This window comes from Nitratireductor lacus (genome assembly GCF_056431025.1).
This window is the reverse complement of record NZ_JBWKMB010000020.1, coordinates 36,130-58,014: the sequence shown is the minus strand read 5'-3', so window position 1 is coordinate 58,014 and position 21,885 is coordinate 36,130. Positions and strand designations below refer to the sequence as shown.

The following is a 21,885-nucleotide window of genomic DNA, read 5'->3' as shown; positions in this document are numbered from 1 at the left end:
GAGGGTTTAGGCCCGCAAATCTTGGGAGAGAGAAATCATGAAAAGGACAATTGTGTCTGCGGTCGCGCTTGCTGCGACGGCATGGGCTTCTGCGGCTTACGCGGCCTGCGACTGGAAGCCGGAGCGGCCGGTAAGCGTTATCGTCCCGTGGGGAGCGGGCGGTACCACGGACACCAACACGCGTCAGCTCGCAACGATGCTTCAGCAGAAGTTTGACGTTCCTTTCAATGTCGTCAACCGCACCGGCGGCAACGGCGTGGTGGGGCATTCGGCCATCTCCCGCGCCAGACCGGACGGCTATACGATCGGGGCCGCCACGGTCGAGATCAACACGATGCACTGGTTTGGTCTCACCAACCTGACCTATAAGGACATCACGCCCATCGCGCTCATCAACCAGCCTTCGGCCAGCGTACTTGTTTCCAAGGACAGCCCGTTCGGCTCCCTCAAGGAACTGCTGGATCACGCACGCGAAAACCCCGGTGAGTTGACGGCATCGGGAACGGCGCTCGGCGGCATCTGGCATCTGGCGCTTGCCGGCATGCTCAATGCCGAAGGGCTCGAAGCCGAGACCATCCGCTGGGTCCCCTCCGAGGGCTCGGCGAGCGCATTGCAGGAGCTTCTTGCCGGTGGTGTCGACATGGTCACGCCCTCGCTTCTGGAAGGAAAGACGCTTATCGATGCCGGCGAGGTCAAGGCGCTTGCCTATATGAGCGACAAGCCGAGCGAGGCGTATCCCGATGTGCCGCTCACTGCCAGGGAACTGCCGAGCGGCTGGACCCTGTCGGCCTACACGACCATCTCGGCGCCGGCCAACATGCCGGAAGACATTGCATGCAGCTATGAGGCAGCGCTCAAAGAGATCGTGGAAACGAAGGAATGGGCCGAGTTTCGCAGCAGCCTCGGCGCACCGGTTGTCTGGGGCGGCAGCAAGGAACTGCTCGACCTCATGACCCAGTATGACGAGGGCCTCGGCAACACCGTCAAGGCAATCGGGATGGCCAAGGGTCAGTAACATGCAGTTCACCCGCGATGCGGTGACAGGCTTTGTCCTGATCGCCGCCGGCGCGGCCATGTTTGCAGGCGCGTGGGGGTTTGATCCCCCCGCGGGCACTGCATTCGGAGCCGGCTTCTTTCCAAAGATCGTTTCTTCCGGAATGGCTCTATCCGGCCTGCTCATACTGCTCGGGCGTGAAAGGCGCAGCCTCACGGAGGTGATGCGGATCGACGCCCGGGGCGTTGCCCGCGTGGCGTTGCTCGTCGCCATGATCGTTCTTTACGCTCTGGCGCTGGACCCGGTCGGATTTCACATTTCCACCGTCGCTCTGCTTTTCGCCGCGACCCTGTTTTTCGGCGGTTCGCTGCCTTCAGCACTTTTGTTTTCGGTGCTGGCGACGGCCGTGTTTCACTTCATTTTCTATTCGATCATGAAGGTCGCGCTGCCCTGGGGCCTTCTCCTGCCAGTCGCCTGGTAAGGCGAAAGTGGAGGGAGGTTGACCCATGGACTATGCAGCAATCCTTTCCCAGCTCGCAGACCCGGCGCTTCTGCTGACGATTGTGCTCTGCACGCTGTACGGCGCTCTTGTCGGTGCCTTGCCGGGCCTCTCGGCAACCATGGCGGTGGCGCTGCTCGTGCCGTTCACCTTCTTCATGGACCCTGTGCCGGCCATCGCCGCAATCGTGGCGACCACATCGACGGGGATTTTCGCCGGCGACATAAGCGGCGCACTGCTGCGCATTCCTGGAACGCCGGCCTCTGCAGCCTATGTCGCCGACAGCTCCACCATCGCCCATTCGGGCAGGCCGCGCACTGTTCTTTTTGTCTCGCTGTTTTCTGGCGCGGCCGGCGGGGTGATCGGCGTCATCGCTCTCAGCCTCGCTGCGCCGATGCTGGCCGGTTTCGCGACCAACTTCTCAAGCTACGAGATGTTCTGGCTCGCGGCCCTGGGCCTGAGTTGCGCCGTTTTCGTATCGGACGCACCGCCGGCGAAAACCTTCGCCAGCCTGTTCATCGGCCTAGCGATCGCGTGCGTTGGCATCGATGTCGCGGTCGGCATGCCGCGCTACACATTCGGCCTCTACGATCTCTATGACGGCGTCAATTTCATCTCGGCAATGATAGGCTTTTTCGCGCTGACGGAGCTGTTCCGTGCGGCGCTTGAGCCCAAAGCTCCGCGCGCAGATGCGAAATCGCCAAAGATGGAGCCTCTCCGGCAGGCCATCGGCGATGCATTCAAGGTGGTGTGCGAGCGCTGGGTCAGCGTGATCCGGTCCGGGCCGCTGGGTGTTTTCATCGGGGTCTTGCCGGGGGCCGGTTCCGATGTCGCTGCATGGATCGCCTATGCGGTCTCGCGCCGCTTTTCGAAGACGCCGGAGAAATACGGCAAGGGGCATTATGAAGGGATCGTCGATGGCGGCGCTTCCAACAATGCCGCCGTCAGCGGCGCCTGGACGCCCGCGCTCATCTTCGGCATTCCGGGTGACAGCGTAACCGCCATCGCCATCGGTGTTCTGATGATGAAGGGGCTTAACCCCGGACCTGACATCTTCGAGCGCAGCGGCGATCTGGTCTACACGCTTTTCGGTGCGTTTCTGCTGGCAAATGTGGCGATGGTCTTCACCGGCGCCGTGGCCATCCTGCTTGCCAGCCAACTCATGCGCATGTCGAAGAGCCTGCTCATGCCGCTGATCCTCGGCCTGTCTCTGATAGGCGGCTTCGCGGTGATGAACTCCGCCTTTTCGATCTGGATCATCATCACGCTCGGCATCGTCGGTTTTGCCATGACGCTGGGTGGCATTCCGCTTGCGCCGGCAATTCTCGGCGTCGTGCTGGGCAAGGTGCTGGAGCGGAACTTCATGACCTCGATGATTAAATCCCAGGGCGAGTTTCTGCCCTTCTTCTCGCGCGATATCTCGCTGGTTCTCGGCGTCGCGGCGATCCTGATCTGGGGCCTGTGCCTCTACCGTGCAATCCGGGCGATCATCCGACCGGAAAAAACTCCGCGAACCATGGAAAACGACGCATGACCAACCTTCTGAAGCAACGCCTCATGGCCGGCGAAACCATCGCCGCCACCTGGATTAATACCGGATCACCGGAAGCCTGCGACATCGTCGTCAATGCGGGTTGGGATGTCGTGGTCATCGACTGCGAACATGGCGCCGCGCCGCTGGAAGACGGTCTCAGCCTGATCCGTGTCGTGCAGGCGGCGGGCGGTCAGGCCGTGCTGCGTGTGCCGGATTCCTCCGACACCACGCTGAAGCGTGCGCTGGATCGCGGTGCACAGTCGATCATCGTGCCGATGGTCAATTCCGTCGCGCAGGCCAAGGCCATTGCCCGGTCCTGCCTTTATCCGCCGAGAGGTGCGCGCGGTTATGCAGCTCCCATCGTGCGCGGCTCGCTTTACGGGCGCAGGGCCGATTATGCGCAGAAGGCTCATGAAGACCTGCTGGTGATGGTGCAGTGCGAGCATGTCGATGCTGTGGCGCATCTGAAGGATATCGCGGCTGTCGACGGGATCGACATGGCGTTTGTGGGCCCCAACGATCTGTCGGGCTCCATTGGCCTTCTGGAGCAGCTTGAACACCCCGAACTGAAGAAGCTGAAGCAGCAGATCGAACAGACCGCGCGAGAAGCCGGCCTGCGCCTTGGCACGATCACCGGTGGCGGCCGCAGCTATGCCGAACTGCGCGAAGCCGGTTACCGGTTCATTGTCGGGCCGAGCGATGTGGGCCTTCTGTTCGGTGCCGCGCGCCAGGCTCATCAGGAAATGCTGGCCGAACTTTCGCCGGGTGCCAAAGCCGTTTCTCCCAGCCTGACCTATTGAGGAATGTCATGAAGAAGATCCTGAACGATCCCCAGAACTATGTCGATGAAATGCTCGACGGGCTCGTCGCGGCGCATCCTGAAATTTATGCGAAACCGGCGCATCGGATCATCGTGCGCTCCGGTGAAAAGACCAAAGGCAAGGTCGGTATCGTGACCGGAGGCGGCTCCGGACATCTGCCGGTCTTTACCGGCTATGTCGGCAAGGGTCTGCTGGATGGCTGTGCCATCGGCAACGTCTTCGCCAGCCCGTCAGCGGACCAGATGGCGGAAACCATCCGCGCGGTCGATGCCGGGGCAGGGGTTCTCTGTCTCTACGGCAATTACGGCGGCGATGTCATGAATTTCGACATGGCGGCGGAGATGGTGTCCTTCGAGGATGACATCCGCACGGCCTCCCACGCGGTCAGCGACGATGTCGCCTCCGCGCCGCGCGGCGAGATGGAGAAGCGCAGGGGCGTTGCCGGCATGATCTATGCTTTCAAGATCGCCGGCGCAGCCGCCGAACGCATGGCGGATCTCGACGAGGTTGCCCGGCTTGCCAGAAAGGCTTCCGACAACGTCGTGTCGATGGGTATGGCAATGACGCCCTGCATCATCCCGCAGCTTGGAAAGCCAAGTTCCGTCATCGGCGATGACGAGATGGAGATGGGTATGGGCATCCACGGAGAGCCCGGCACCTGGCGCGGTCCGATCAAGCCCGCAGACGAAATCCTTGATGAGATGTTCGACACATTGCAGGCAGACCGTCCGCTCGGCAAGGGTGATCGCGTTTCCGTGCTGGTCAATTCTCTGGGCGCTACGCCGCACGAGGAACTGTACATTCTCTACCGCCGCCTCGCCGGGCGTCTCTCGGAGATTGGTGTGGATGTCGTCATGCCCCTGGTCGGGCGCTATGCGACCTCCATGGAGATGACGGGCGCCTCATTGAGCATTCTCAGGCTCGACGAAGAGCTTGAAGACCTGCTTACGGCACCCGCCAACTGTGCTTTCTGGAGAGTCTGAAATGGAGATCACCTCCAGTGAGCTGAAGGCGGCAGTCGCCCGCATTGCCGAGCATGCGCGCGAGAATCGCGAGTTTCTGTGCCAGGCCGATGCGCAACTGGGCGACGGAGATCTTGGAATCACCGTTGCCGAGGGCTTTTCGGCCTGCGTAAAGCTCGACCTGAGCGATGACGTTGGCCGGGCCTTCTTTGAGATGGCCAAAACCTTCCAGCAGGCGTCTTCATCTTCATTCGGTACGCTGGTGGCCACCGGGTTGATGGCGGCAGCGAAGGCCCTGAAGGACAGAACGGAGTTCAGGCCTGATGAAATTGCCGGGCTCCTGGCGCAGGCGCGTGATGCCATGCTGGCCCGGGGTAAGTCATCTCTGGGCGAGAAAACCGTTCTGGATGGGCTGGACGCCCAGGTTCGCGCCCTTGAGGCCGAACGGTCCGGCGCCTTGATCGAAACCGCTGTGACGGCCGCCAGGGATACAGTCGAGAAATTCACGCAAAAGCCCAATCAGGCTGGACGCGCGCGCATCTTTGCCGAGAAATCCGTAGGCCTTCCCGACCCAGGACAACTGGCGCTCGTGGTGATCACGGAGGGGCTTCGCTGAGGCGGAACCGCATACCCGCATTCATTCCTGTCGCCTTCGGATCAGGTCTAAAGGTGTGCGGTGTCGTGCTCTCGGTATTGAAGCGCGGGAAGTTACGGCTCTACACCATCCCCGCAAGGCCTCGGCGGATGAGATCGAGCGCGAGCAGCGTGAGGCCGATCCTGAACCAGCGCCGAAACGTCTCTTCCGGGAGTTTTTCAAGAAGCCTGCTGCCGTAAATGGTTCCCAGATAGCCCGAAGCGATCATCAGCGCGATGAAGGGAAGCCAGCGCCAGAAGGCGAAGCCGGCAAGCGCGAATGCGATCACCTTGAGGGCGTGCTGCACCGTCATGCCGGCGGCATGGGTGGCGATGAGCGCTTTGCGGTCGTCGGCAATGAGCTGCGCGAAGAAGGCCGAGAGCAGCGGTCCGGTGGCTCCGACAAACATTGTGGCAAGCGCGAGAACCGCGCTGCCGGCTGCAAGGCCTGCATGGCTGAGCTGCGCCGCTCCGGGAATTTTCGTCCAGGTGACGGCGATGACGAATACACCCAGAACGAGCTTCAACAGCGCGTCGGGAAGCTGCACCACGACATAAGCACCGACAGTGGCGCCGATCAGGCTGCCGACGATGAACGGCGTAGCGATCGCGAAGCGGATATGCGCGCGCTGATGCCAGGCGCGACCGGTGTTGGAGCCGAGCTGGACGGCGCCATGGACCGGAATGAGGGCTGCGACCGGGATGAAAAGGCCGAGCAGCGCCAGCATGGCCACCCCGCCGCCAACGCCGAAGGCAGCGGTCAGTGCCGAGGTGAAGAAGCTGGCGATGACGAGAAGAAGCGCCGGGACCGCGCCCAGCGTTTCCGGCAGAAGCGTCTCCCAGCCGCCCAAGGACCCGCCTTACAGGAACTGCTTGCGGGTAAACTGACCTGCCGGGCGGTAGCGCCACAGATAGGTGGGCAGAATGGCCGCCAGCGAATGCTTCTGGATGCCAAGACCGTCGAGCGTGCGCCCGGCCGCCTTCGCTTCCTCGGAAACGACATTGTCGGTCTTCAGCAGCTTCACCTGATCGAGGGTCAGCATGGGTTTGGGCAAAAGGCCAAGAATGCGGGCCTGAATGCGTGCGACGAACCAGGGCAGGGAAACGAACCAGCGCTTGCGGTAGGTCGCTTCGAGCATCTCCTCGAGGCATTCGCGGAAGGAGAGCACTTCCGGCCCGCCCAGCTCGTAGATCTGGCCACCTTCCAGATCGCCGTCAACGGAGCGGGCATAGGCCTCGGCCACATCGCCCACATAGACTGGCTGGAACTTCGTCTCGCCACCGCCGATGAGCGGCAGGAAGGGCGAGAAGCGCGCCATGTTGGCAAAGCGGTTGAAAAAGTCGTCTTCCGGGCCGAACACGATGGACGGGCGGATGATCACCGCATCCTTGACGGTTTCCAGCACTGCCTGTTCGCCGAGAGCCTTGGTGCGGGCATAGTCGGAGTCGGACTCAGGATCGGCGCCGATGGCCGAGCCATGGGTCAGCTTCGCACCGGCGGCGCGGGCGGCTTCCGCCACGGCGCGGGCGCCGAAATGCTGAATCGCATCGAAGGACTGGCGGCCGGATTCATAGAGGATGCCAACGAGATTGATCACATGGTCCGCCCCTTCCACGGCCCGGTCGACCGAGGCGCGGTTGCGAAGGTTCGCCTGCACGGTCTGCACCTGGCCGACATTGCCGAGCGGCTGCAGATGTATCGCTGTATTGGGGTTGCGGCATGCGACGCGCACCCGGTGGCCGCGCCTGGTGAGGGCCTGCACCAGATGGCGGCCGACAAAGCCGTTGCCGCCAAAAATGGTGATGAGCTTAGGTTTCTGGCTGATGGTGGCCATTTGCCTCGGTCTCCGATTTCTCAAGGGCTACATAATCGGTTTCGCGCCAAAGGCAAAGGGTGCTCGGGCGTTGTTTTCCTCCCCAGGCGGAAATCGCTGCAAAACTTGGAAAAAAGCCCTGAAACGCCTATATCTTGGGGGATAGGCGCCGGATGATTCGCGGCGTGGATTTCCCATGCCCTAAAGGGGGTTCCCCCAGGGCTCCTGAGCGAAAGAATTTGATGAGCGACACGCCCGAAACTCTCCCAGGCGAACCGGCCGAATACGGCGCTGAATCCATCAAGGTTTTGAAGGGATTGGACGCTGTCCGCAAGCGCCCCGGCATGTATATCGGCGACACGGATGACGGGTCCGGCCTGCATCACATGGTCTACGAGGTGGTCGACAACGCGATCGACGAGGCGCTGGCCGGCCATGCGACGCTGGTGACGGTAACGCTCAATCCCGATGGCTCCTGCACGGTGACCGACAATGGCCGCGGCATCCCGACTGACATGCACGCCGAAGAGGGCGTGTCTGCGGCCGAGGTTATTATGACGCAGCTTCATGCCGGCGGTAAATTCGACCAGAACTCTTACAAGGTTTCCGGCGGCCTGCATGGCGTGGGCGTGTCTGTGGTGAACGCGCTTTCCATCTGGCTCAAACTCAAGATCCGCCGCAAGGGCAAGATCCATGAGATGAGCTTTACCCATGGTGTGGCGGATGAGCCGCTTGCCGTGACGGGCGATGCCGGTGACGAGACGGGAACGGAAGTGAGCTTCCTGCCCTCACCCGACACCTTCACCATGACGGATTTCGACTACGGCACTCTGGAGCACCGCCTGCGTGAGCTCGCTTTCCTGAATTCGGGCGTGCGCATTCTTCTTACCGACAAGCGCCATGCCGACGAGAGGAAGCAGGAATTCCTCTTCGATGGCGGTATTGTCGAGTTCGTGAAATATCTGGATCGCGCCAAGAAACCGCTGATCGACGCGCCGATTTCCATCGGCGGCGAAAAGGATGGCATCACGGTGGAAGTGGCCATGTGGTGGAACGATTCCTACCACGAGAATGTGCTGGCCTTCACAAACAACATCCCACAGCGCGACGGCGGTACGCATATGGCCGGTTTCCGCGGTGCGCTGACGCGGCAGGTTACGGGTTATGCAGAAAAGTCAGGCCTGACCAAAAAGGAAAAGGTTTCGCTCACCGGTGACGATTGCCGCGAGGGCCTGACAGCGGTTCTCTCGGTGAAGGTGCCGGACCCGAAATTCTCCTCCCAGACCAAGGACAAGCTGGTCTCCTCTGAGGTGCGCCCGGTGGTGGAAAGCCTCGTCAACGAGGCGCTCGGCACCTGGTTCGAGGAACATCCGACGGAAGCCAAGACGCTGATCGGCAAGGTGGTGGAAGCCGCCGCCGCACGCGAGGCTGCCCGCAAGGCACGCGAACTGACACGCCGCAAGGGCGTGCTGGATATTACCTCGCTGCCGGGCAAGCTGGCCGACTGTCAGGAGCGTGATCCGGCGAAATCCGAAATCTTCATCGTCGAGGGTGACTCCGCTGGCGGCTCGGCCAAATCCGGCCGTTCGCGCAAGAACCAGGCGATCCTGCCGCTGCGCGGCAAGATCCTGAACGTGGAGCGTGCCCGCTTCGACCGCATGCTTTCCTCCGACATGATCGGCACTCTGATCACGGCGCTTGGCACGGGTATCGGCAAGGACGAGTTCAACGCCGAGAAGCTGCGCTATCACAAGATCATCATCATGACGGACGCCGACGTCGACGGCGCCCACATTCGCACGCTGCTTCTCACCTTCTTCTTCCGGCAGATGCCGGAACTGATCGAGCGCGGGCACCTCTATATTGCCCAGCCCCCGCTCTACAAGGTGACGCGCGGCAAGTCGGTCCAGTACATCAAGGATGAGGCGGCGTTTGAGGAATTCCTGATCGATTCCGGCCTTGAAGAGGCCTCGCTGGAACTCTCCAACGGCGAAGTTCGCGGCGGACAGGACCTGAAACAGGTGATCGAGGATGCGCGCGGCGTACGCTCGCTGATCAACGGCCTGCACACCCGCTACGACCGTTCCGTGGTGGAGCAGGCGGCGATTGCCGGTGCGCTCAACGCGGCGGTGCTGGCTGACCCGGGCCGGGCGGCCGAAGCTGTAAAGCACGTGGCGGAGCGGCTCGACATGATCGCCGAGGACACGGAACGCGGCTGGGAAGGGCGCGTGAACCCCTCCAACGAGGGCGCGGGCGGCTATCTTTTTGAGCGCACGGTGCGTGGCGTGCGCGAGGTGGTGGTGCTCGACTCGGCGCTGGTCGCTTCTGCCGATGCGCGCGCGATCGACCGCTACACCCCGCGCCTGCAGGAGATTTACACCAAATCGCCCGTACTGCGCCGCAAGGACAAGTCCGAAGTCATTTCCGGGCCGATGGCACTGCTTGACCAGGTCTTTGCGACCGGCCGCAAGGGCCTTACCATGCAGCGCTACAAGGGCCTTGGTGAGATGAATGCCGAGCAGCTCTGGGAGACGACGCTCGACCCCGATGCCCGCTCGCTGCTTCAGGTGAAGGTGACGGACGCGACGGACGCGGATTCGCTCTTCTCGCGCCTTATGGGCGACGAGGTGGAGCCGCGCCGCGAATTCATTCAGGACAATGCGCTGTCGGTGGCAAACCTCGACATCTGACTGTTTTCCATAGAGAAAATTATCGAGCGGCGCCGGGAGACCGGCGCCGTCTTTCGTTTCCGGCAGGGGAATTCCAGTGCCTTGTCGGGTTGCGTGCCCGATCCACGTCCTTGAGGGGAAGCCGGAATTGTCCGGCCCGGAACGGGAGAGAAGACATGCGAAAAGTCATCGTGAGTGCGATGGTCAGCCTCGATGGTGTCATGCAGGCGCCGGGCGGACCCGAGGAAGATCCGACGGGCGGCTTCCCTTTTGGAGGGTGGGTCGAACCGCTCGCCGACGAAGGGCTGGGTGAGGCCATCGGCGAGATGTTCTCAAAGCCCTTCGACCTGCTGCTCGGGCGCAAGACCTACGACATTTTTGCCGCCTACTGGCCCTATCAGGACGAAGGCGACCCGATCGGGAGTATTTTCGACCGCGTGACAAAATATGTCGCCACCCGCAATCCCGACCTGAAGCTCGACTGGCAGAACAGCCGGACCCTCGGCGCGGATGCGGTGGCTGCGGTAAAGGCGCTCAAAAGCGAGGATGGTCCGGCTTTGCTCACACAGGGGTCCACGGATTTCCTGCAGACCCTGTTTGCGCACGAGCTCGTCGACGAGCTGACCATCACCACATTTCCGGTGGTGCTGGGCAAGGGAAAGCGGCTGTTCAGGACCGGCACAGAAGTGGCTCCGGGCACGTTTCGGCTAACGGGCTCCAGAACCACCGAGGCCGGCACGCTGGTCAACCGATACACCCGCGCGGGCGAGGTGAAGACGGGAACCTTCGCGATAAAACCCCCATCAGATGCCGAAATCGAACGGCGTCGGACGCTGGTCTGAGCGAACAGTCGCAGCCGCAGGGTTACAGGACCGGCGACACCCGGGTGCGCCGGTTCTCCCGTCTTCGCGCTTTTGTTGACTAACCGGCAAAACTGCTTTAGCTGGTTGGGCTAAAGGAGCGTGCGATGCATGATGCCCGAATTGCCGCGTGGCCGGTTCCGTTCTTCTTCGGTGGTCGGACCTGCCTGGACTTCGTCAACACGGTCAACAGCCGCTCGCGGCCGGCAACGAAGGATTACCTGTCCGACTATGCTGCTCTGCTGGGCTGGTCCGGGCAGGTAGACCTCTTTGACGCGCCGTCGCTCGCGCGTCTGCGTACGCTGGCGGAGGCGGACAGGCGCGGGGCGGAGGCGTCCCATGTCAGGGCGATCCGGTTCCGTGAAACGCTCTTCGCCCTTTTTCGAAGCGTGATCGAGGGCTGCGATCCGCCGGAAGGCGGGCTGGAAGAGCTGAGCCGGCTTGCCGGCGAAGCCCGGCAGCGACAGCGGCTTGCACGGGAACCGGCCGGCTTTGCCTGGAACTGGGACGAGTGCCGCCTCGACCTCGATGCGCCGCTCCATGTGGTCGCGCTTTGTGCCGAAGCGATGCTTACAGGCGACGATCTTGCGCGGCTGAAGGCCTGTCCCGGACCGGAAGGCTGCGGATGGCTCTTCTTTGACGAAACAAAGAATGCGTCGCGCCGCTGGTGCAGCATGGATCATTGCGGCGGCACGGCAAAAGCGCGCCGGCATGCCGCCCGTGTAAGGGAGAAACGGGCGTGAAATCCATCTCTTTGCGAAGCATAATCATTGCCGCGCTGGCGCTCTGCGCCGTGCTTTTCGCCATCGGCTGGTTCACCCGCAACGACCCCTCTCAGGATCCCTATGTAAAGATCCTCGGTGGCGGCTTCATGTTCAACTATCGCGAGGCGGAGGTCTTCTACGGTTTTACCGCTCAGGTGGTGCGGCCGCTGGCCAGCGGCTCGATCATCGAAGCGACATTCGACGATCCGGCCGGCGGTGCGCCGCTCGTGGTATCGGAGCGGGTGAGCACGATGACCGACCGCTACGCGCTGCGCACGCCACCCGTTCGCGGGGTCGAGGCCAGGAAGCCCTATCATGTGTCAATCCGTGTCTACGACCGGCAGAAGACCTCTCTGCTCTGGCAGACCGAGATGGATTTCACGAGCCAGATCAGCGACCGGGTGGTGCCGGACAAACCGCTCACCATCGGTCCGGGTTATCATCTCAATCCGGATTGAGAGTCCGCAGCCTACCTGAATTTTTTCATGAACCTTTCTCCAGGCCACGGCAACTGACGGATGCCGGGGCGCGATTGCCCCATCCTGAAACCCGTACTGGAGATGACAATGCCCTACTCGTTCAAGACAAACCGGATCGCCGTGGCCGCAGCTTCGCTCGTGATGCTTTCGGCGACGGCCATACCGACCGCCGGCGTCGCCGGCCAGTTCGCGCTCGCCCCGCAGATGGCGGGCCCCTCGATGAACTGCTCGGTGCCCAACCATGTGGTGTGCACCATCAGCAGCACGAAGGGTCTGAAGCTGGTGAAGATCACCGCCAACACGCCGCAGGGAAGCGTGAACCTCGTCAACAAGACGTATCGCAGCTGTCCGAAGTCGGTGAAGGTTTCGTGGGACTCAGCCTACCAGATGGCCGGCAAACAGATCGTCGAATGTAGTGGCGGCGGTTTCAAGCTGAAAGCGCGCTGAACCGCCGATCCTTGACCAACACCCGCCAGAGCGCACGCGCTGCACCAGTAGCCAGGGTCAGCACTCCCGCTGAGCTGGACAAGAGACGATGTCGCCGGGCCCGGGTGGCGGGGCAGCCCGTATCAGCGGCATCGAGGGTGGGTTTGTCTGCCGTTGCAGCAAGCCCACCCGTTTTCGTCCTTAAGTGCTAGTCGCTCATCTTCAGCGCCTGGATGAAGGCTTCCTGCGGAATCTCCACCTTGCCGAACTGGCGCATGCGCTTCTTGCCCTCTTTCTGCTTCTCGAGCAGCTTGCGCTTGCGGGTCACATCGCCGCCGTAACACTTGGCCGTCACATCCTTGCGCATGGCCGAAATGGTCTCGCGGGCGATCACCTTGCCGCCGATCGCCGCCTGGATCGGGATCTTGAACATGTGACGGGGGATCAGCTCCTTGAGCTTCTCGCACATGACACGCCCGCGTTTTTCAGCGGCCTGCCGGTGCACCAGCATCGAGAGCGCATCAACCGGCTCTTCGTTGACGAGGATCGACATCTTCACCAGATCGCCTTCACGATAGCCGGTGAGCTGATAGTCGAAGCTGGCATAGCCCTTGGTGATGGACTTCAGCCGGTCGTAGAAATCGAACACCACCTCGTTGAGCGGCAGCTCATAGGTGACCATGGCGCGCTTGCCGACATAGGAAAGATCCGTCTGGACGCCGCGCCGCTCCTGACAGAGCTTGAGGATCGAGCCGAGATAGTCGTCCGGTGTGAGGATCGTGGCTTTGATCCAGGGCTCTTCGATGGAGGCGATCTTCACCACGTCCGGCATGTCGGCCGGATTGTGCAGCTCGACCTGATCGCCCGAGGTCAGGTTCATGCGATAGACCACCGAGGGGGCGGTGGCGATGAGATCGAGATTGAACTCGCGCTCAAGCCGCTCCTGGATGATCTCAAGATGCAGGAGGCCGAGGAAGCCGCAGCGGAAGCCGAAGCCGAGGGCAGCCGAAGTCTCCATCTCGAAAGAGAAAGAGGCGTCGTTGAGGCGCAGCTTGCCCATGGCGGCGCGCAGGTCTTCAAAGTCCGCTGCATCGACCGGAAAGAGGCCGCAGAAGACAACCGGCTGCGCCGGCTTGAAGCCCGGCAGGGGCTTGGCCGTCTGGCGCTTGTCTTCGGTGATCGTGTCGCCGACGCGGGTGTCTGCCACTTCCTTGATGGAGGCGGTAATGAAGCCGATCTCACCGGGACCGAGCTCTTCAACCATGACCATCTTCGGGGTCATGACGCCGACCCGGTCAACCGGGTACCTGGCGTCCGTGCCCATCATGCGGATGGTCTGACCCTTCCTGAGCTTGCCGTCGATCACGCGGACCAGCACGATAACGCCCAGATAGGCATCGTACCAGCTGTCGACGAGCAGTGCCTTGAGCGGCGCCTCCCGATCGCCGTCCTTCGGCGCCGGGAGACGGGTGACAATGGCTTCGAGCACCTCGTCGATGCCCACGCCGGTCTTGGCCGAAATCGGGATTGCATCGGAAGCGTCGAGGCCGATCACCTCCTCGATCTGCTCCTTGACGCGGTCGGTGTCGGCAGCCGGCAGGTCCACCTTGTTGAGCACGGTCACGATCTCATGATCGTTGTCGATTGCCTGGTAGACATTGGCAAGCGTCTGGGCTTCCACACCCTGGCTGGCATCGACCACCAGAAGCGAGCCCTCGCAGGCCGAGAGCGAGCGAGAAACCTCATAGGCAAAGTCTACGTGGCCGGGCGTGTCGATCAGGTTCAGCACATAGTGCTCGCCGTTGCGCGCGTCGTACTCCAGTCGCACGGTCTGCGCCTTGATCGTGATGCCGCGCTCGCGCTCGATATCCATCGAGTCGAGGATCTGATCCTTCATCTCGCGGTCTTCCAGCGAGCCGGTCATCTGGATCAGCCGGTCGGCGAGCGTCGACTTGCCATGGTCGATATGCGCGACGATGGAAAAGTTGCGAATATGGGAAAGTGGCGTGTTCGTCATGCCGCTGGCCTTAGCAGGCGGCCCGTTCTTCGACAAGCAGATTGCTGCAGGGGAGGAGCCGAGCGCCGTGTCAGGAGGAAAAAACAGCAACATTGCGGATGCGATCGGGCGACCATATATCCCGCGCATGTGCGATCCTGACCAAAACAAGCTGGGTTTCCTGATCCATGACGTTGCGCGCCTCATGCGCAAGCGCTTTCTGGAACAGGACAATGAATTCGGACTTTCATCTGCCCAGTGGCGGCTGCTTTTCCGGCTATTGAAGGAAGATGGTGTTCCGCAGGTGCGGCTGGCCGAGCTTCTGGAAGTGGAGCCGATCAGCGTTTCGCGAATGGTCGACCGGCTGGCAGAGAGCGGCTGGGTGGAACGTCGCCTTGCCAGAACGGATCGGCGCGTGCGCATGATCTATGCGACGAGAAAAGCAAGGGACGCCTGTGGCGGCATCCAGGAAATCAGCGCTTCGGTCTATGAAGAGGCCCTTTCCGGCCTGGCTGACGATGAGCGCCGGGTTCTTTTCGGGGCGTTGGGCAAGATGGCGCAGAACCTCTACGGACCTGAAGCCGCAGACAGGGCGTGACCGCGCCTTGCCGTCGCGGGTTTCAATCGGCGACCAGCTTGCGGTAAAGGTGCCATGTGGCGTGGCCGAGAATTGGCATGACCACGGCAAGACCGGCAAAGAGCGGCAGCGACCCGATGATCAGTCCACCCGCCACCAGCACGCCCCAGAGCGCGATGGGTAGCGGATTGACGCTGGCGGCTCGGACCGAGGTGACGATTGCGGCGACGGCGCCGCAGTCGCGGTCAAGCAGCATGGGGAAGGCGATGGCCGTGGTAATCAGCACCACGAGGGCAAAAATGAAGCCAATCGCATTGCCGAGCGTGAGCAGCATGAAGCCGGCGTCGGTGGTGAACAGGCTCTCAAGGAACAGCGAGATCGATGCCGGCGGTTCCGGACCGAGCAGGCGCACATAAAGCCCCTGAGCAACCAGCAGCCACGTCACGAAGATGGCGAACAGCATTGCCCCAACTGCGATGATGGATGGTATCGCGGGTGACTTGAGCACTGCCAGCGCGTGCCGCCAGGATGTATCGAGCCCGGCTTCGCGTCTTCGGCTGATTTCGTAGAGGCCGATGGCTGCAAATGGCCCGAGCAGCGCAAAGCCGGAGGCCAGGGGGAAGAGTAGCGGAAGCGCGTTTGCGTCCGAAGCCCAGTAGATCAACACCACCCCGACAAGCGGGTAGATGAGGCACAGGAACGCGTAGTGTGAAGGTTTCTGCCAGAAATCATCGAGCCCGCGCCCAAGCGCATCGATGACATCGGACGTGCTGATCTTGCGAACAGCCGGCAAGGACAGAGTCTTGTCGGTTCCGGCCATGACATGAAAATCCGCCATTTCAGACCTCCCGGATCTGCCGGGACGCAGACCGCACCCCGACGGCAAACCAAGCCCGGATTATAGGGCCTGAGCGGCATCGCGGCGAGACAGGCGTCGGTCACATCTTCTGGAGCGGGCAGTGAGCGGCGTCAGGATCGCGCGGGGAAGAATGTCCTTTTGGCGAAGGGTGCGGTGGCGCCGTGCAGGATGACGGACAGAAGGATCGTGAAGACGGCAATGTTGGTGATTGCGTCCGCCACGTCGAAGCCGGACTGGTCGACCACGAGAATGAGATAGAGCACGGAGGCGAGGCCGCGCGGGCCGAACCAGCCGACGAAAAGCCGTGCCCGTGTTCCTGTTCCGGTTCCCAGCATGGCGATGAAAACGGGAACGATGCGAATGACGGTGAGGCTGAGCACTGCATAGAACAGAGCCGGCAAGGCGGGCGCTTCCAGCGCCTGCGGCAGCATGGCCGCGCCGAACAGGAGAAAGGTGAGATTGGTGAGGATCGATCCCTCGGTCATGGCAAAATTGCTCGCCTTCTCCACCGTTTCGGCAGGCAGCCGCCAGCCAAAGGCCAGCCCCGCTGCAAAGGCGGCAAGAAACCCGTTGCCGCCTGCCAGTTCTGCGCCGAGATAGGCTAGCCCGGCTAGCCCGACCATGATGGGCGTGCGCCCGGCCGGGTTGGAAAAGGCGCGTGTAAAGGCAAAGTCGGCGGCGACTGCGCCGAGATAGCCAACGGCGAGCCCGACGAGCGGTCCGAAAACCACCTGTTTCAGAAAGAAGGCCGCGTGCCCGGCCATGCCTTCACCGCCACCGGTGTCGGCGGCGAGCGCCAGTGCAATGAGCAGCAGGGGCAGGCACAGCCCGTCATTGAGCCCGCTTTCCACGTCCAGGGCTTCGCGCTCGACTTCGGGCAGTCCGTCATTGCCGAAAACCGGCTGCGCCAGCGCCGCGTCGGTCGGGGTCAGGACGATGGCGAGCACAAGCGCGCCAAAAAGGCCGAGCGCGGGAAAGAGAAACATCCCCGCGGCAGTGCCGGCAAGGATGGTGAGCGGAATGCCGATGAAGAGGAGCCGTGCGGAAAGGAGGGCGGTCGCGCGCTCGGCCATCACGCCTGAAATTCGGATGTTCGCAGCATCGCGATAGAGGATAATCGCGAGCGTCGCCGTTGCGAGGAACTCGACGACCGAATTGTCGAGCGGTGAGGTCAGCGTGGCATCCGTGAGATGGAAGCCATAGCCCAGCGCGGTGAAGAGCATGGGGCCGGAGAGAACCGAGGCTTCAAGCTTTCGAGAGACCAGTGAGTAGGCGGTGAAAGCGATGAAAAGAAGAACCAGCGCCACGTGAACGTCCATCAGTTTGATCCCCTGTCTTCCGCAGCCGCGTTATCGCCCCGCGGTTTCCCCCAGTTCAGCGTCTTGTAGTCGAAGCCGAAAGCCAGGGTCGGTTTGACGATGGCGAAATAGGGCGAGAGATCGAAATCGCGCGGCGTGAAGAGGCTGTGGTGGCGGATGTGCAGGATTTCCTGCCGCGAATAGGTGGATTCGGCCGAGGCGTGCCCCTTGGCCTTGGTGATTTCAGGCAGGATCGGGTAGCCGACTTTCTGAAAAGCCTGAGCGATGAGCGAAGAGCAGATGGCGCGCGTCGGATCGCCCGAGCCGATGGCGATCATGCGCCGGCGCCAGCGTACTGGCACGGGGGGCGTCGGCAGGAAATAGCGCAGCAGGTCGAAGATGTTGCGCATGTCGTAGTGCAGGCCGAGCTTTTCGATCATGAAGCCGACGATCAAATCCCGATCGTCAGGCGTAAGGCCGTTCGCCCGGCAGATGCGCGTGTTGTAGGTCTTGTACTTGGAAAGCGGCACGGCAATGCAGCCATCGCCCAGGATGACCTCGACGAGACGGGGGCGTTCGGAGCCGTCTTCAGGCTCCGGCAGCGCATCGCCCACATAGAGCGCTGCATGGCTCCAGGTGGACTGGGTCAGATATTTGATCGCCGCCGAAATGCGCTGATTGCCTTCGATCAGCAGAATATCGCCGGGCTGCAGGGTGCGATGCAGCGTTTCGGGGTCGGACGGCGTGTAGGGTTGATACCCAGAGGATTCGCTTTGCAGCCGCCGTGCCAGAAAGCGGCCGAACCGGTCGAGCAGGGTGCTGGGTTGTTCGCTCATTCGCTCCCGTCCGCGATTCTTCGATCAATGGCAGGTGGAACTTAGAGGTTTTATCGCGTCGGGCAAACGGCCTGATGTGGCTCGAGGCAAACAGACACTGGCTTGACTTAATTCAAACGTTTGATTAAATCGAGGACATGATGCATGACAATGGCAGTACACAGAATGTCGAAACACGGCTTTCATCGGCGGATCACACGCGGCTTTCGCTCATCCGCGCGGGGCTGAAGCTCTTCGGCGAGAAAGGGTTCGACGGCACGACAACGCGCGAGATCGCGCGCGCGGCCGGTGCGAATATTGGCTCGATCTCCTATCATTTCGGCGGCAAGGAAGGCCTGCGCGCGGCTTGTGCCGATTACATCGTCGAATTGATCGGCAGGATTGCCGGCAGTGCCCTCAATCTCAAGCCGGATCACGGCGCAACCCTGACGCCATCCGAGGCCCGCGCCGTCTTGATGCAGGTGCTCGACACGATGACCGGGTTCATCGCCGCGCGGCCCGAAGCCGGGCTCATCGTCAAATTCGTGCTGCGGGAACTCTCCCACCCCACGGTCGCACTCGACCGCATTTATGAAGGCATATTCGCCCCGGTTCACAAGCGCCTCTGCGCGGTCTGGGAGGCGGCGACCGGAGAACCGGCGGAGAGCGACGAGACGCGGCTGACCGTGTTCACACTGATCGGCCAGCTCGTCTATTTCCGCATCGCCAGCGAAGCGGTGCAGCGGCGCATGGGCTGGAGTGAAATCGGCGCACGCGAAGCAGCGGCCATCACGGCCATAGCCGGGGGCAACCTCGACGCCATACTCGCCGCGCGGACGCGTGGAAAGGAAACATCATGAGCATGCTCTGCGCCATACCGGTTCTCGCCGGGCTGATTTCCGGTTGCGGTTCCGCGGAGCCACTGGCCGTGGGCTATGTGGAAGGCGATTATGTGCTGCTCGCACCCACGGAAGTAGGGCAGTTGAGCGCCGTTCCGGTGCGGCGCGGCGCCTTTGTGGAGAAAGGCGCGACGGTTGCCGTGATGGATGACACGGATGCGCGCATCGCCGTTCGGCAGGCTGAGGCGGGACTGGCAGAAGCGGAAGCACAGCTTGCCGACCTCAAGGAGCCGAAGCGACCCGAAGAGATCGCCGTTCTGGAGGCTGCCCTTGCATCGGCAAAGGCCGAGGCGGCGGAAGCCGGCCGCGTGCTCTCACGAACCGAAGATCTCTCGCGCCGCGGCATCGCTACGCAGGCCGAGCTCGACAAGGCACGCACGGCAAAGGAACTGGCGGACACGCGGGTCGGCCAGGCCGAGGCCAATCTGTCGGTGGCAAGACTGCCTGCCCGTGCTGAAGCGATCAAGGCTGCCGCCAGGCGCCGCGACCAGATGGAGGCAGCACTGGAACAGGCGCGCTGGCGCCTTTCGGAACGCGCCATCACAGCCCCATCCGCCGGCCGTATCGACGATGTGATCCGCAATGCGGGCGATGTGGCAGGACCCTCGGCGCCGGTCGTCTCACTGCTGCCCAATGGCGGCGTGAAGCTCAAGGTCTATGTGCCGGAAGCGGCGTTTTCCAGCCTGAAACCCGATGCGCTTCTGGCCGTGAACTGCGATGGCTGCGAGGCGGGTTTGACAGCGCGCATCACCTACATTTCGCCGGATCCGGAGTTCACGCCGCCGGTGATCTACTCGCTCGAGACGCGGCAGAAGCTCGTCTATCTGGTCGAGGCGCGGCCTGAGGGCGACGCGCGCAGTCTGCAGCCTGGGCAGATCGTGGATGTGCGCCTGAAGGCGAATGCGCCATGAACGCGATCGATGTCCACGGTCTTGTGAAACGCTTCGGCGACAAGACGGTCGTCAACAATGTGACAATGCAGGTGGCCAGGGGCGAGATTGTCGGCTTTCTCGGCCCGAACGGTTCCGGCAAGACGACAACGATCCGCATCATGTGCGGGCTTCTGACGCCGGATGAGGGCGATGGCACGGTGCTGGGCTTCAACCTGCGAACCGAGGGGCTGAAGATCAAGCGCGAAGTCGGCTACATGACCCAGCGCTTCTCCTTTTACGAAGACCTGACAATTGCCGAGAACCTGGCCTTTGTCGCAAGGCTCTATGATCTCAAACCGGTAGGCGCGCATGTGGACCGGACGCTGGAGGACCTCGGCCTTTCCTCGCGTCGCAACCAGCTGGCCGGCACGCTTTCGGGCGGATGGAAGCAGCGGCTGGCGCTGGCGGCCTGCATCATGCATCAGCCGAAACTTCTCCTGCTCGATGAGCCGACGGCGGGTGTCGACCCGAAGGCGCGGCGCGATTTCTGGGACGAGATCCACCGCCTTGCCGCAGACGGGCTGACGGTTCTGGTCTCCACCCACTACATGGATGAGGCCGAGCGCTGCCACCGCATCTCCTACATCTCCTACGGCACCATGCTGGCCACGGGGTCTGTGACAGATGTGGTGCGCGATGCCGGGCTTGTCACCTATCTCGTTGACGGGCCGAAGCTTGAAAAGCTGGCCGCCGAGTTGCGGGAGCGGCCCGGCGTGGAGCAGGTCGCGCCCTTCGGCGCAAGCCTTCATGTGGTGGGATCGGATGAAGAAGCGCTCAAGGCGGCGCTACAGGATCTCGACGGGCGCGAGGGCGTGAGCGTGTCACGCGGCGAAACGAGCCTCGAGGATGTCTTCATCCAGTTCATGGCCAATTCCACGGACAACATGCAATGAACGGCTTCTTTTCATTTAGTCGGCTCATGGCGCTGCTTATCAAGGAGTTCATCCAGATGCGGCGCGACCGCATCACCTTCGGCATGATGCTCGGCGTTCCGCTCATGCAGCTCGTCCTGTTCGGCTATGCGATCAATTCCGACCCCAAGGCGCTGCCGGCGGCACTCGTGTCGCTGAGCCAGGATCACTACAGCCGGGCGATGGTCTCGGCGCTAGAAAACACCGATTATTACCGCTTCGATCATGTGGTGGAGAGCGCGGCGGAGGCCGAGCAACTCATGGCGAGCGGCAAGGTGGTCTTTGTGGTCACCATCCCCTCGGATTTCGCCCGCCGTGTCGACCGGGGGCAGCGGCCGCAGATCCTGATCGAGGCGGATGCGACCGATCCGTCCGTCGCATCAGGAGCGATTTCCACACTCGGAACGGTTGCCTCGGAGGCGCTTTTGCGCGAGCGCGGCGTGCCGGCTTCGGAGGCAAATCCGACAGACCGGCTGGAGGTTATCGTCCACCGCCGCTACAATCCCGAAGGGCTTTCGCAATACAACATCGTGCCGGGGCTGCTTGGCGTCATCCTGCAGATGACCATGGTGATGATGACATCCATCGCGCTCACCCGCGAACGCGAGCGCGGCACGATGGAGAACCTGCTCGCCATGCCCGCCAGCCCGCTGGAGATCATGATGGGCAAGGTGCTGCCCTATCTCGTCGTGGGCGCCGTGCAGGTTGCCGTCATCCTTGGTGCGGCGAAGCTGCTTTTCGGTGTGCCCTTCGTTGGCAGCATATGGCTTCTCCTGACGGCGGTACTCATCTTCGTTCTGGCGCTCGTTCTGCTTGGTTACACGATCTCGACCGTCGCCCGCACGCAGATGCAGGCCCTGCAGCTCACCTTCTTCTTCTTCCTGCCGTCGATCCTGCTCTCCGGCTTCATGTTTCCGTTTCGCGGCATGCCCGAGTGGGCGCAATGGCTGGGAGAGATCTTTCCGCTCACCCATTTTCTGCGCGTCATCCGCGCCATCATGCTGAAGGGGGCAGACCTGCCAGCAGTGGCCTTCGAGACGGGTATTCTCGTTCTCTTCATCCTGATTTATGCCGGCCTGGCGCTGATGCGGTTTCGCCGGACGCTGGATTGAGATCGCCGGTTGGAGCCATGTGTGAATTCAC

Annotated in this window: 22 protein-coding genes; 16 read left to right on the top strand and 6 right to left on the bottom strand. The window is 62.3% G+C overall.

Annotation, left to right across the window (positions count from 1 at the left end):
* Window positions 1–37: 37 nt before the first annotated feature.
* The 6 genes from AC07E3_RS16820 to AC07E3_RS16795 are packed head-to-tail and all read left to right on the top strand — an operon-like array spanning window position 38 to window position 5,426.
* On the top strand, window positions 38–1,015 hold the full coding sequence (locus AC07E3_RS16820; protein ID WP_322340119.1) for a tripartite tricarboxylate transporter substrate binding protein: 978 nt from the start codon (window positions 38–40) through the stop codon (window positions 1,013–1,015).
* A 1-nt stretch (window position 1,016) separates the two neighbouring features.
* Window positions 1,017–1,475: a tripartite tricarboxylate transporter TctB family protein gene (locus tag AC07E3_RS16815; RefSeq protein ID WP_478363479.1), complete on the top strand. Its 459-nt coding sequence runs from the start codon at window positions 1,017–1,019 to the stop codon at window positions 1,473–1,475.
* A 25-nt stretch (window positions 1,476–1,500) separates the two neighbouring features.
* A complete protein-coding gene (locus AC07E3_RS16810) occupies window positions 1,501–3,027 on the top strand; it encodes a tripartite tricarboxylate transporter permease (protein WP_478363478.1) in 1,527 nt (508 codons plus the stop codon).
* A complete protein-coding gene (locus AC07E3_RS16805; protein ID WP_478363476.1) occupies window positions 3,024–3,827 on the top strand; it encodes an HpcH/HpaI aldolase family protein in 804 nt (267 codons plus the stop codon). Before AC07E3_RS16810 ends, AC07E3_RS16805 begins: the two co-directional genes overlap by 4 nt.
* A gap of 8 nt (window positions 3,828–3,835) precedes the next feature.
* Window positions 3,836–4,831 carry a dihydroxyacetone kinase subunit DhaK gene (locus AC07E3_RS16800; protein WP_478363474.1) on the top strand — a complete coding sequence of 332 codons (996 nt, stop codon included), beginning with the start codon at window positions 3,836–3,838 and terminating at the stop codon, window positions 4,829–4,831.
* A gap of 1 nt (window position 4,832) precedes the next feature.
* The gene (locus AC07E3_RS16795) at window positions 4,833–5,426 is read left to right on the top strand and encodes a dihydroxyacetone kinase subunit L (RefSeq protein ID WP_478363473.1); all 594 of its coding nucleotides are present in this window, start codon (window positions 4,833–4,835) and stop codon (window positions 5,424–5,426) included.
* Between the two features lie 100 nt (window positions 5,427–5,526).
* Here the strand turns inward: AC07E3_RS16795 and AC07E3_RS16790 are convergent, their stop codons facing one another.
* Together AC07E3_RS16790 and AC07E3_RS16785 are read right to left on the bottom strand one after the other, a co-directional pair.
* On the bottom strand, window positions 5,527–6,294 hold the full coding sequence (locus tag AC07E3_RS16790; RefSeq protein ID WP_478363471.1) for a sulfite exporter TauE/SafE family protein: 768 nt from the start codon (window positions 6,292–6,294) through the stop codon (window positions 5,527–5,529).
* Window positions 6,295–6,303: 9 nt separating this feature from the next.
* Window positions 6,304–7,278, bottom strand: coding sequence for a complex I NDUFA9 subunit family protein (locus AC07E3_RS16785; protein WP_336070708.1), 975 nt, complete (start codon window positions 7,276–7,278; stop codon window positions 6,304–6,306).
* 221 nt (window positions 7,279–7,499) lie between these two features.
* Between AC07E3_RS16785 and gyrB the strand changes: the two genes are divergently transcribed.
* From gyrB to AC07E3_RS16760, 5 genes are all read left to right on the top strand, one after another.
* Complete coding sequence (gyrB, locus tag AC07E3_RS16780) at window positions 7,500–9,947, top strand: DNA topoisomerase (ATP-hydrolyzing) subunit B (protein WP_478363470.1); 2,448 nt, start codon at window positions 7,500–7,502, stop codon at window positions 9,945–9,947.
* A gap of 155 nt (window positions 9,948–10,102) precedes the next feature.
* Window positions 10,103–10,768, top strand: coding sequence for a dihydrofolate reductase family protein (locus tag AC07E3_RS16775; RefSeq protein ID WP_478363469.1), 666 nt, complete (start codon window positions 10,103–10,105; stop codon window positions 10,766–10,768).
* Between the two features lie 125 nt (window positions 10,769–10,893).
* Window positions 10,894–11,529, top strand: a complete 636-nt coding sequence (locus tag AC07E3_RS16770; protein ID WP_478363468.1) for a CGNR zinc finger domain-containing protein — start codon at window positions 10,894–10,896, stop codon at window positions 11,527–11,529.
* The gene (locus tag AC07E3_RS16765; RefSeq protein WP_478363466.1) at window positions 11,526–12,008 is read left to right on the top strand and encodes a hypothetical protein; all 483 of its coding nucleotides are present in this window, start codon (window positions 11,526–11,528) and stop codon (window positions 12,006–12,008) included. Before AC07E3_RS16770 ends, AC07E3_RS16765 begins: the two co-directional genes overlap by 4 nt.
* Window positions 12,009–12,116: 108 nt before the next feature.
* The gene (locus tag AC07E3_RS16760) at window positions 12,117–12,476 is read left to right on the top strand and encodes a hypothetical protein (RefSeq protein ID WP_223005869.1); all 360 of its coding nucleotides are present in this window, start codon (window positions 12,117–12,119) and stop codon (window positions 12,474–12,476) included.
* 187 nt (window positions 12,477–12,663) lie between these two features.
* On the opposite strand, the gene lepA is transcribed toward AC07E3_RS16760, so the two are convergent.
* Complete coding sequence (gene lepA, locus AC07E3_RS16755) at window positions 12,664–14,472, bottom strand: translation elongation factor 4 (protein WP_478363464.1); 1,809 nt, start codon at window positions 14,470–14,472, stop codon at window positions 12,664–12,666.
* Here lepA and AC07E3_RS16750 point away from each other — a divergent pair.
* A complete protein-coding gene (locus tag AC07E3_RS16750; RefSeq protein ID WP_336070694.1) occupies window positions 14,471–15,049 on the top strand; it encodes a MarR family winged helix-turn-helix transcriptional regulator in 579 nt (192 codons plus the stop codon). The two genes, lepA and AC07E3_RS16750, sit on opposite strands and share 2 nt — an antisense overlap.
* A gap of 22 nt (window positions 15,050–15,071) precedes the next feature.
* On the opposite strand, the gene AC07E3_RS16745 is transcribed toward AC07E3_RS16750, so the two are convergent.
* The 3 genes from AC07E3_RS16745 to AC07E3_RS16735 all read right to left on the bottom strand — a co-directional run bounded on the left by AC07E3_RS16745 (window position 15,072) and on the right by AC07E3_RS16735 (window position 18,021).
* Window positions 15,072–15,866, bottom strand: a complete 795-nt coding sequence (locus AC07E3_RS16745) for a DUF2189 domain-containing protein (RefSeq protein ID WP_478363461.1) — start codon at window positions 15,864–15,866, stop codon at window positions 15,072–15,074.
* A gap of 131 nt (window positions 15,867–15,997) precedes the next feature.
* Window positions 15,998–17,206, bottom strand: coding sequence for a cation:proton antiporter domain-containing protein (locus AC07E3_RS16740; protein ID WP_478363459.1), 1,209 nt, complete (start codon window positions 17,204–17,206; stop codon window positions 15,998–16,000).
* Window positions 17,206–18,021 (bottom strand): YiiX/YebB-like N1pC/P60 family cysteine hydrolase, encoded by an 816-nt coding sequence (locus AC07E3_RS16735; RefSeq protein ID WP_478363457.1) that lies wholly within the window; start codon window positions 18,019–18,021, stop codon window positions 17,206–17,208. Before AC07E3_RS16735 ends, AC07E3_RS16740 begins: the two co-directional genes overlap by 1 nt.
* Window positions 18,022–18,158: 137 nt before the next feature.
* Between AC07E3_RS16735 and AC07E3_RS16730 the strand changes: the two genes are divergently transcribed.
* From AC07E3_RS16730 to AC07E3_RS16715, 4 genes are read left to right on the top strand one after another with little or no spacing between them, the layout of a single operon-like run.
* Window positions 18,159–18,860 carry a CerR family C-terminal domain-containing protein gene (locus tag AC07E3_RS16730; RefSeq protein WP_478363455.1) on the top strand — a complete coding sequence of 234 codons (702 nt, stop codon included), beginning with the start codon at window positions 18,159–18,161 and terminating at the stop codon, window positions 18,858–18,860.
* Entirely contained in the window at window positions 18,857–19,810 is a 954-nt protein-coding gene (locus AC07E3_RS16725) for an HlyD family secretion protein (RefSeq protein WP_478363453.1), read from the top strand. Before AC07E3_RS16730 ends, AC07E3_RS16725 begins: the two co-directional genes overlap by 4 nt.
* On the top strand, window positions 19,807–20,724 hold the full coding sequence (locus tag AC07E3_RS16720) for an ABC transporter ATP-binding protein (protein ID WP_478363451.1): 918 nt from the start codon (window positions 19,807–19,809) through the stop codon (window positions 20,722–20,724). Before AC07E3_RS16725 ends, AC07E3_RS16720 begins: the two co-directional genes overlap by 4 nt.
* Entirely contained in the window at window positions 20,721–21,854 is a 1,134-nt protein-coding gene (locus tag AC07E3_RS16715) for an ABC transporter permease (RefSeq protein WP_478363449.1), read from the top strand. Before AC07E3_RS16720 ends, AC07E3_RS16715 begins: the two co-directional genes overlap by 4 nt.
* Window positions 21,855–21,885 lie beyond the last annotated feature (31 nt).

What these genes read in the sequence shown, in the direction of transcription:
- AC07E3_RS16820 (WP_322340119.1), top strand. Translation starts at nt 38, where the DNA reads ATGAAAAGGACAATTGTGTCTGCGGTCGCGCTTGCTGCGACGGCATGG.
- AC07E3_RS16815 (WP_478363479.1), top strand. Translation starts at nt 1,017, where the DNA reads ATGCAGTTCACCCGCGATGCGGTGACAGGCTTTGTCCTGATCGCCGCC.
- AC07E3_RS16810 (WP_478363478.1), top strand. Translation starts at nt 1,501, where the DNA reads ATGGACTATGCAGCAATCCTTTCCCAGCTCGCAGACCCGGCGCTTCTG.
- AC07E3_RS16805 (WP_478363476.1), top strand. Translation starts at nt 3,024, where the DNA reads ATGACCAACCTTCTGAAGCAACGCCTCATGGCCGGCGAAACCATCGCC.
- AC07E3_RS16800 (WP_478363474.1), top strand. Translation starts at nt 3,836, where the DNA reads ATGAAGAAGATCCTGAACGATCCCCAGAACTATGTCGATGAAATGCTC.
- AC07E3_RS16795 (WP_478363473.1), top strand. Translation starts at nt 4,833, where the DNA reads ATGGAGATCACCTCCAGTGAGCTGAAGGCGGCAGTCGCCCGCATTGCC.
- AC07E3_RS16785 (WP_336070708.1), bottom strand. Translation starts at nt 7,278, where the DNA reads ATGGCCACCATCAGCCAGAAACCTAAGCTCATCACCATTTTTGGCGGC.
- gyrB (WP_478363470.1), top strand. Translation starts at nt 7,500, where the DNA reads ATGAGCGACACGCCCGAAACTCTCCCAGGCGAACCGGCCGAATACGGC.
- AC07E3_RS16775 (WP_478363469.1), top strand. Translation starts at nt 10,103, where the DNA reads ATGCGAAAAGTCATCGTGAGTGCGATGGTCAGCCTCGATGGTGTCATG.
- AC07E3_RS16770 (WP_478363468.1), top strand. Translation starts at nt 10,894, where the DNA reads ATGCATGATGCCCGAATTGCCGCGTGGCCGGTTCCGTTCTTCTTCGGT.
- AC07E3_RS16760 (WP_223005869.1), top strand. Translation starts at nt 12,117, where the DNA reads ATGCCCTACTCGTTCAAGACAAACCGGATCGCCGTGGCCGCAGCTTCG.
- AC07E3_RS16750 (WP_336070694.1), top strand. Translation starts at nt 14,471, where the DNA reads ATGCCGCTGGCCTTAGCAGGCGGCCCGTTCTTCGACAAGCAGATTGCT.
- lepA (WP_478363464.1), bottom strand. Translation starts at nt 14,472, where the DNA reads ATGACGAACACGCCACTTTCCCATATTCGCAACTTTTCCATCGTCGCG.
- AC07E3_RS16745 (WP_478363461.1), bottom strand. Translation starts at nt 15,866, where the DNA reads ATGGCGGATTTTCATGTCATGGCCGGAACCGACAAGACTCTGTCCTTG.
- AC07E3_RS16740 (WP_478363459.1), bottom strand. Translation starts at nt 17,206, where the DNA reads ATGGACGTTCACGTGGCGCTGGTTCTTCTTTTCATCGCTTTCACCGCC.
- AC07E3_RS16735 (WP_478363457.1), bottom strand. Translation starts at nt 18,021, where the DNA reads ATGAGCGAACAACCCAGCACCCTGCTCGACCGGTTCGGCCGCTTTCTG.
- AC07E3_RS16730 (WP_478363455.1), top strand. Translation starts at nt 18,159, where the DNA reads ATGATGCATGACAATGGCAGTACACAGAATGTCGAAACACGGCTTTCA.
- AC07E3_RS16725 (WP_478363453.1), top strand. Translation starts at nt 18,857, where the DNA reads ATGAGCATGCTCTGCGCCATACCGGTTCTCGCCGGGCTGATTTCCGGT.
- AC07E3_RS16720 (WP_478363451.1), top strand. Translation starts at nt 19,807, where the DNA reads ATGAACGCGATCGATGTCCACGGTCTTGTGAAACGCTTCGGCGACAAG.
- AC07E3_RS16715 (WP_478363449.1), top strand. Translation starts at nt 20,721, where the DNA reads ATGAACGGCTTCTTTTCATTTAGTCGGCTCATGGCGCTGCTTATCAAG.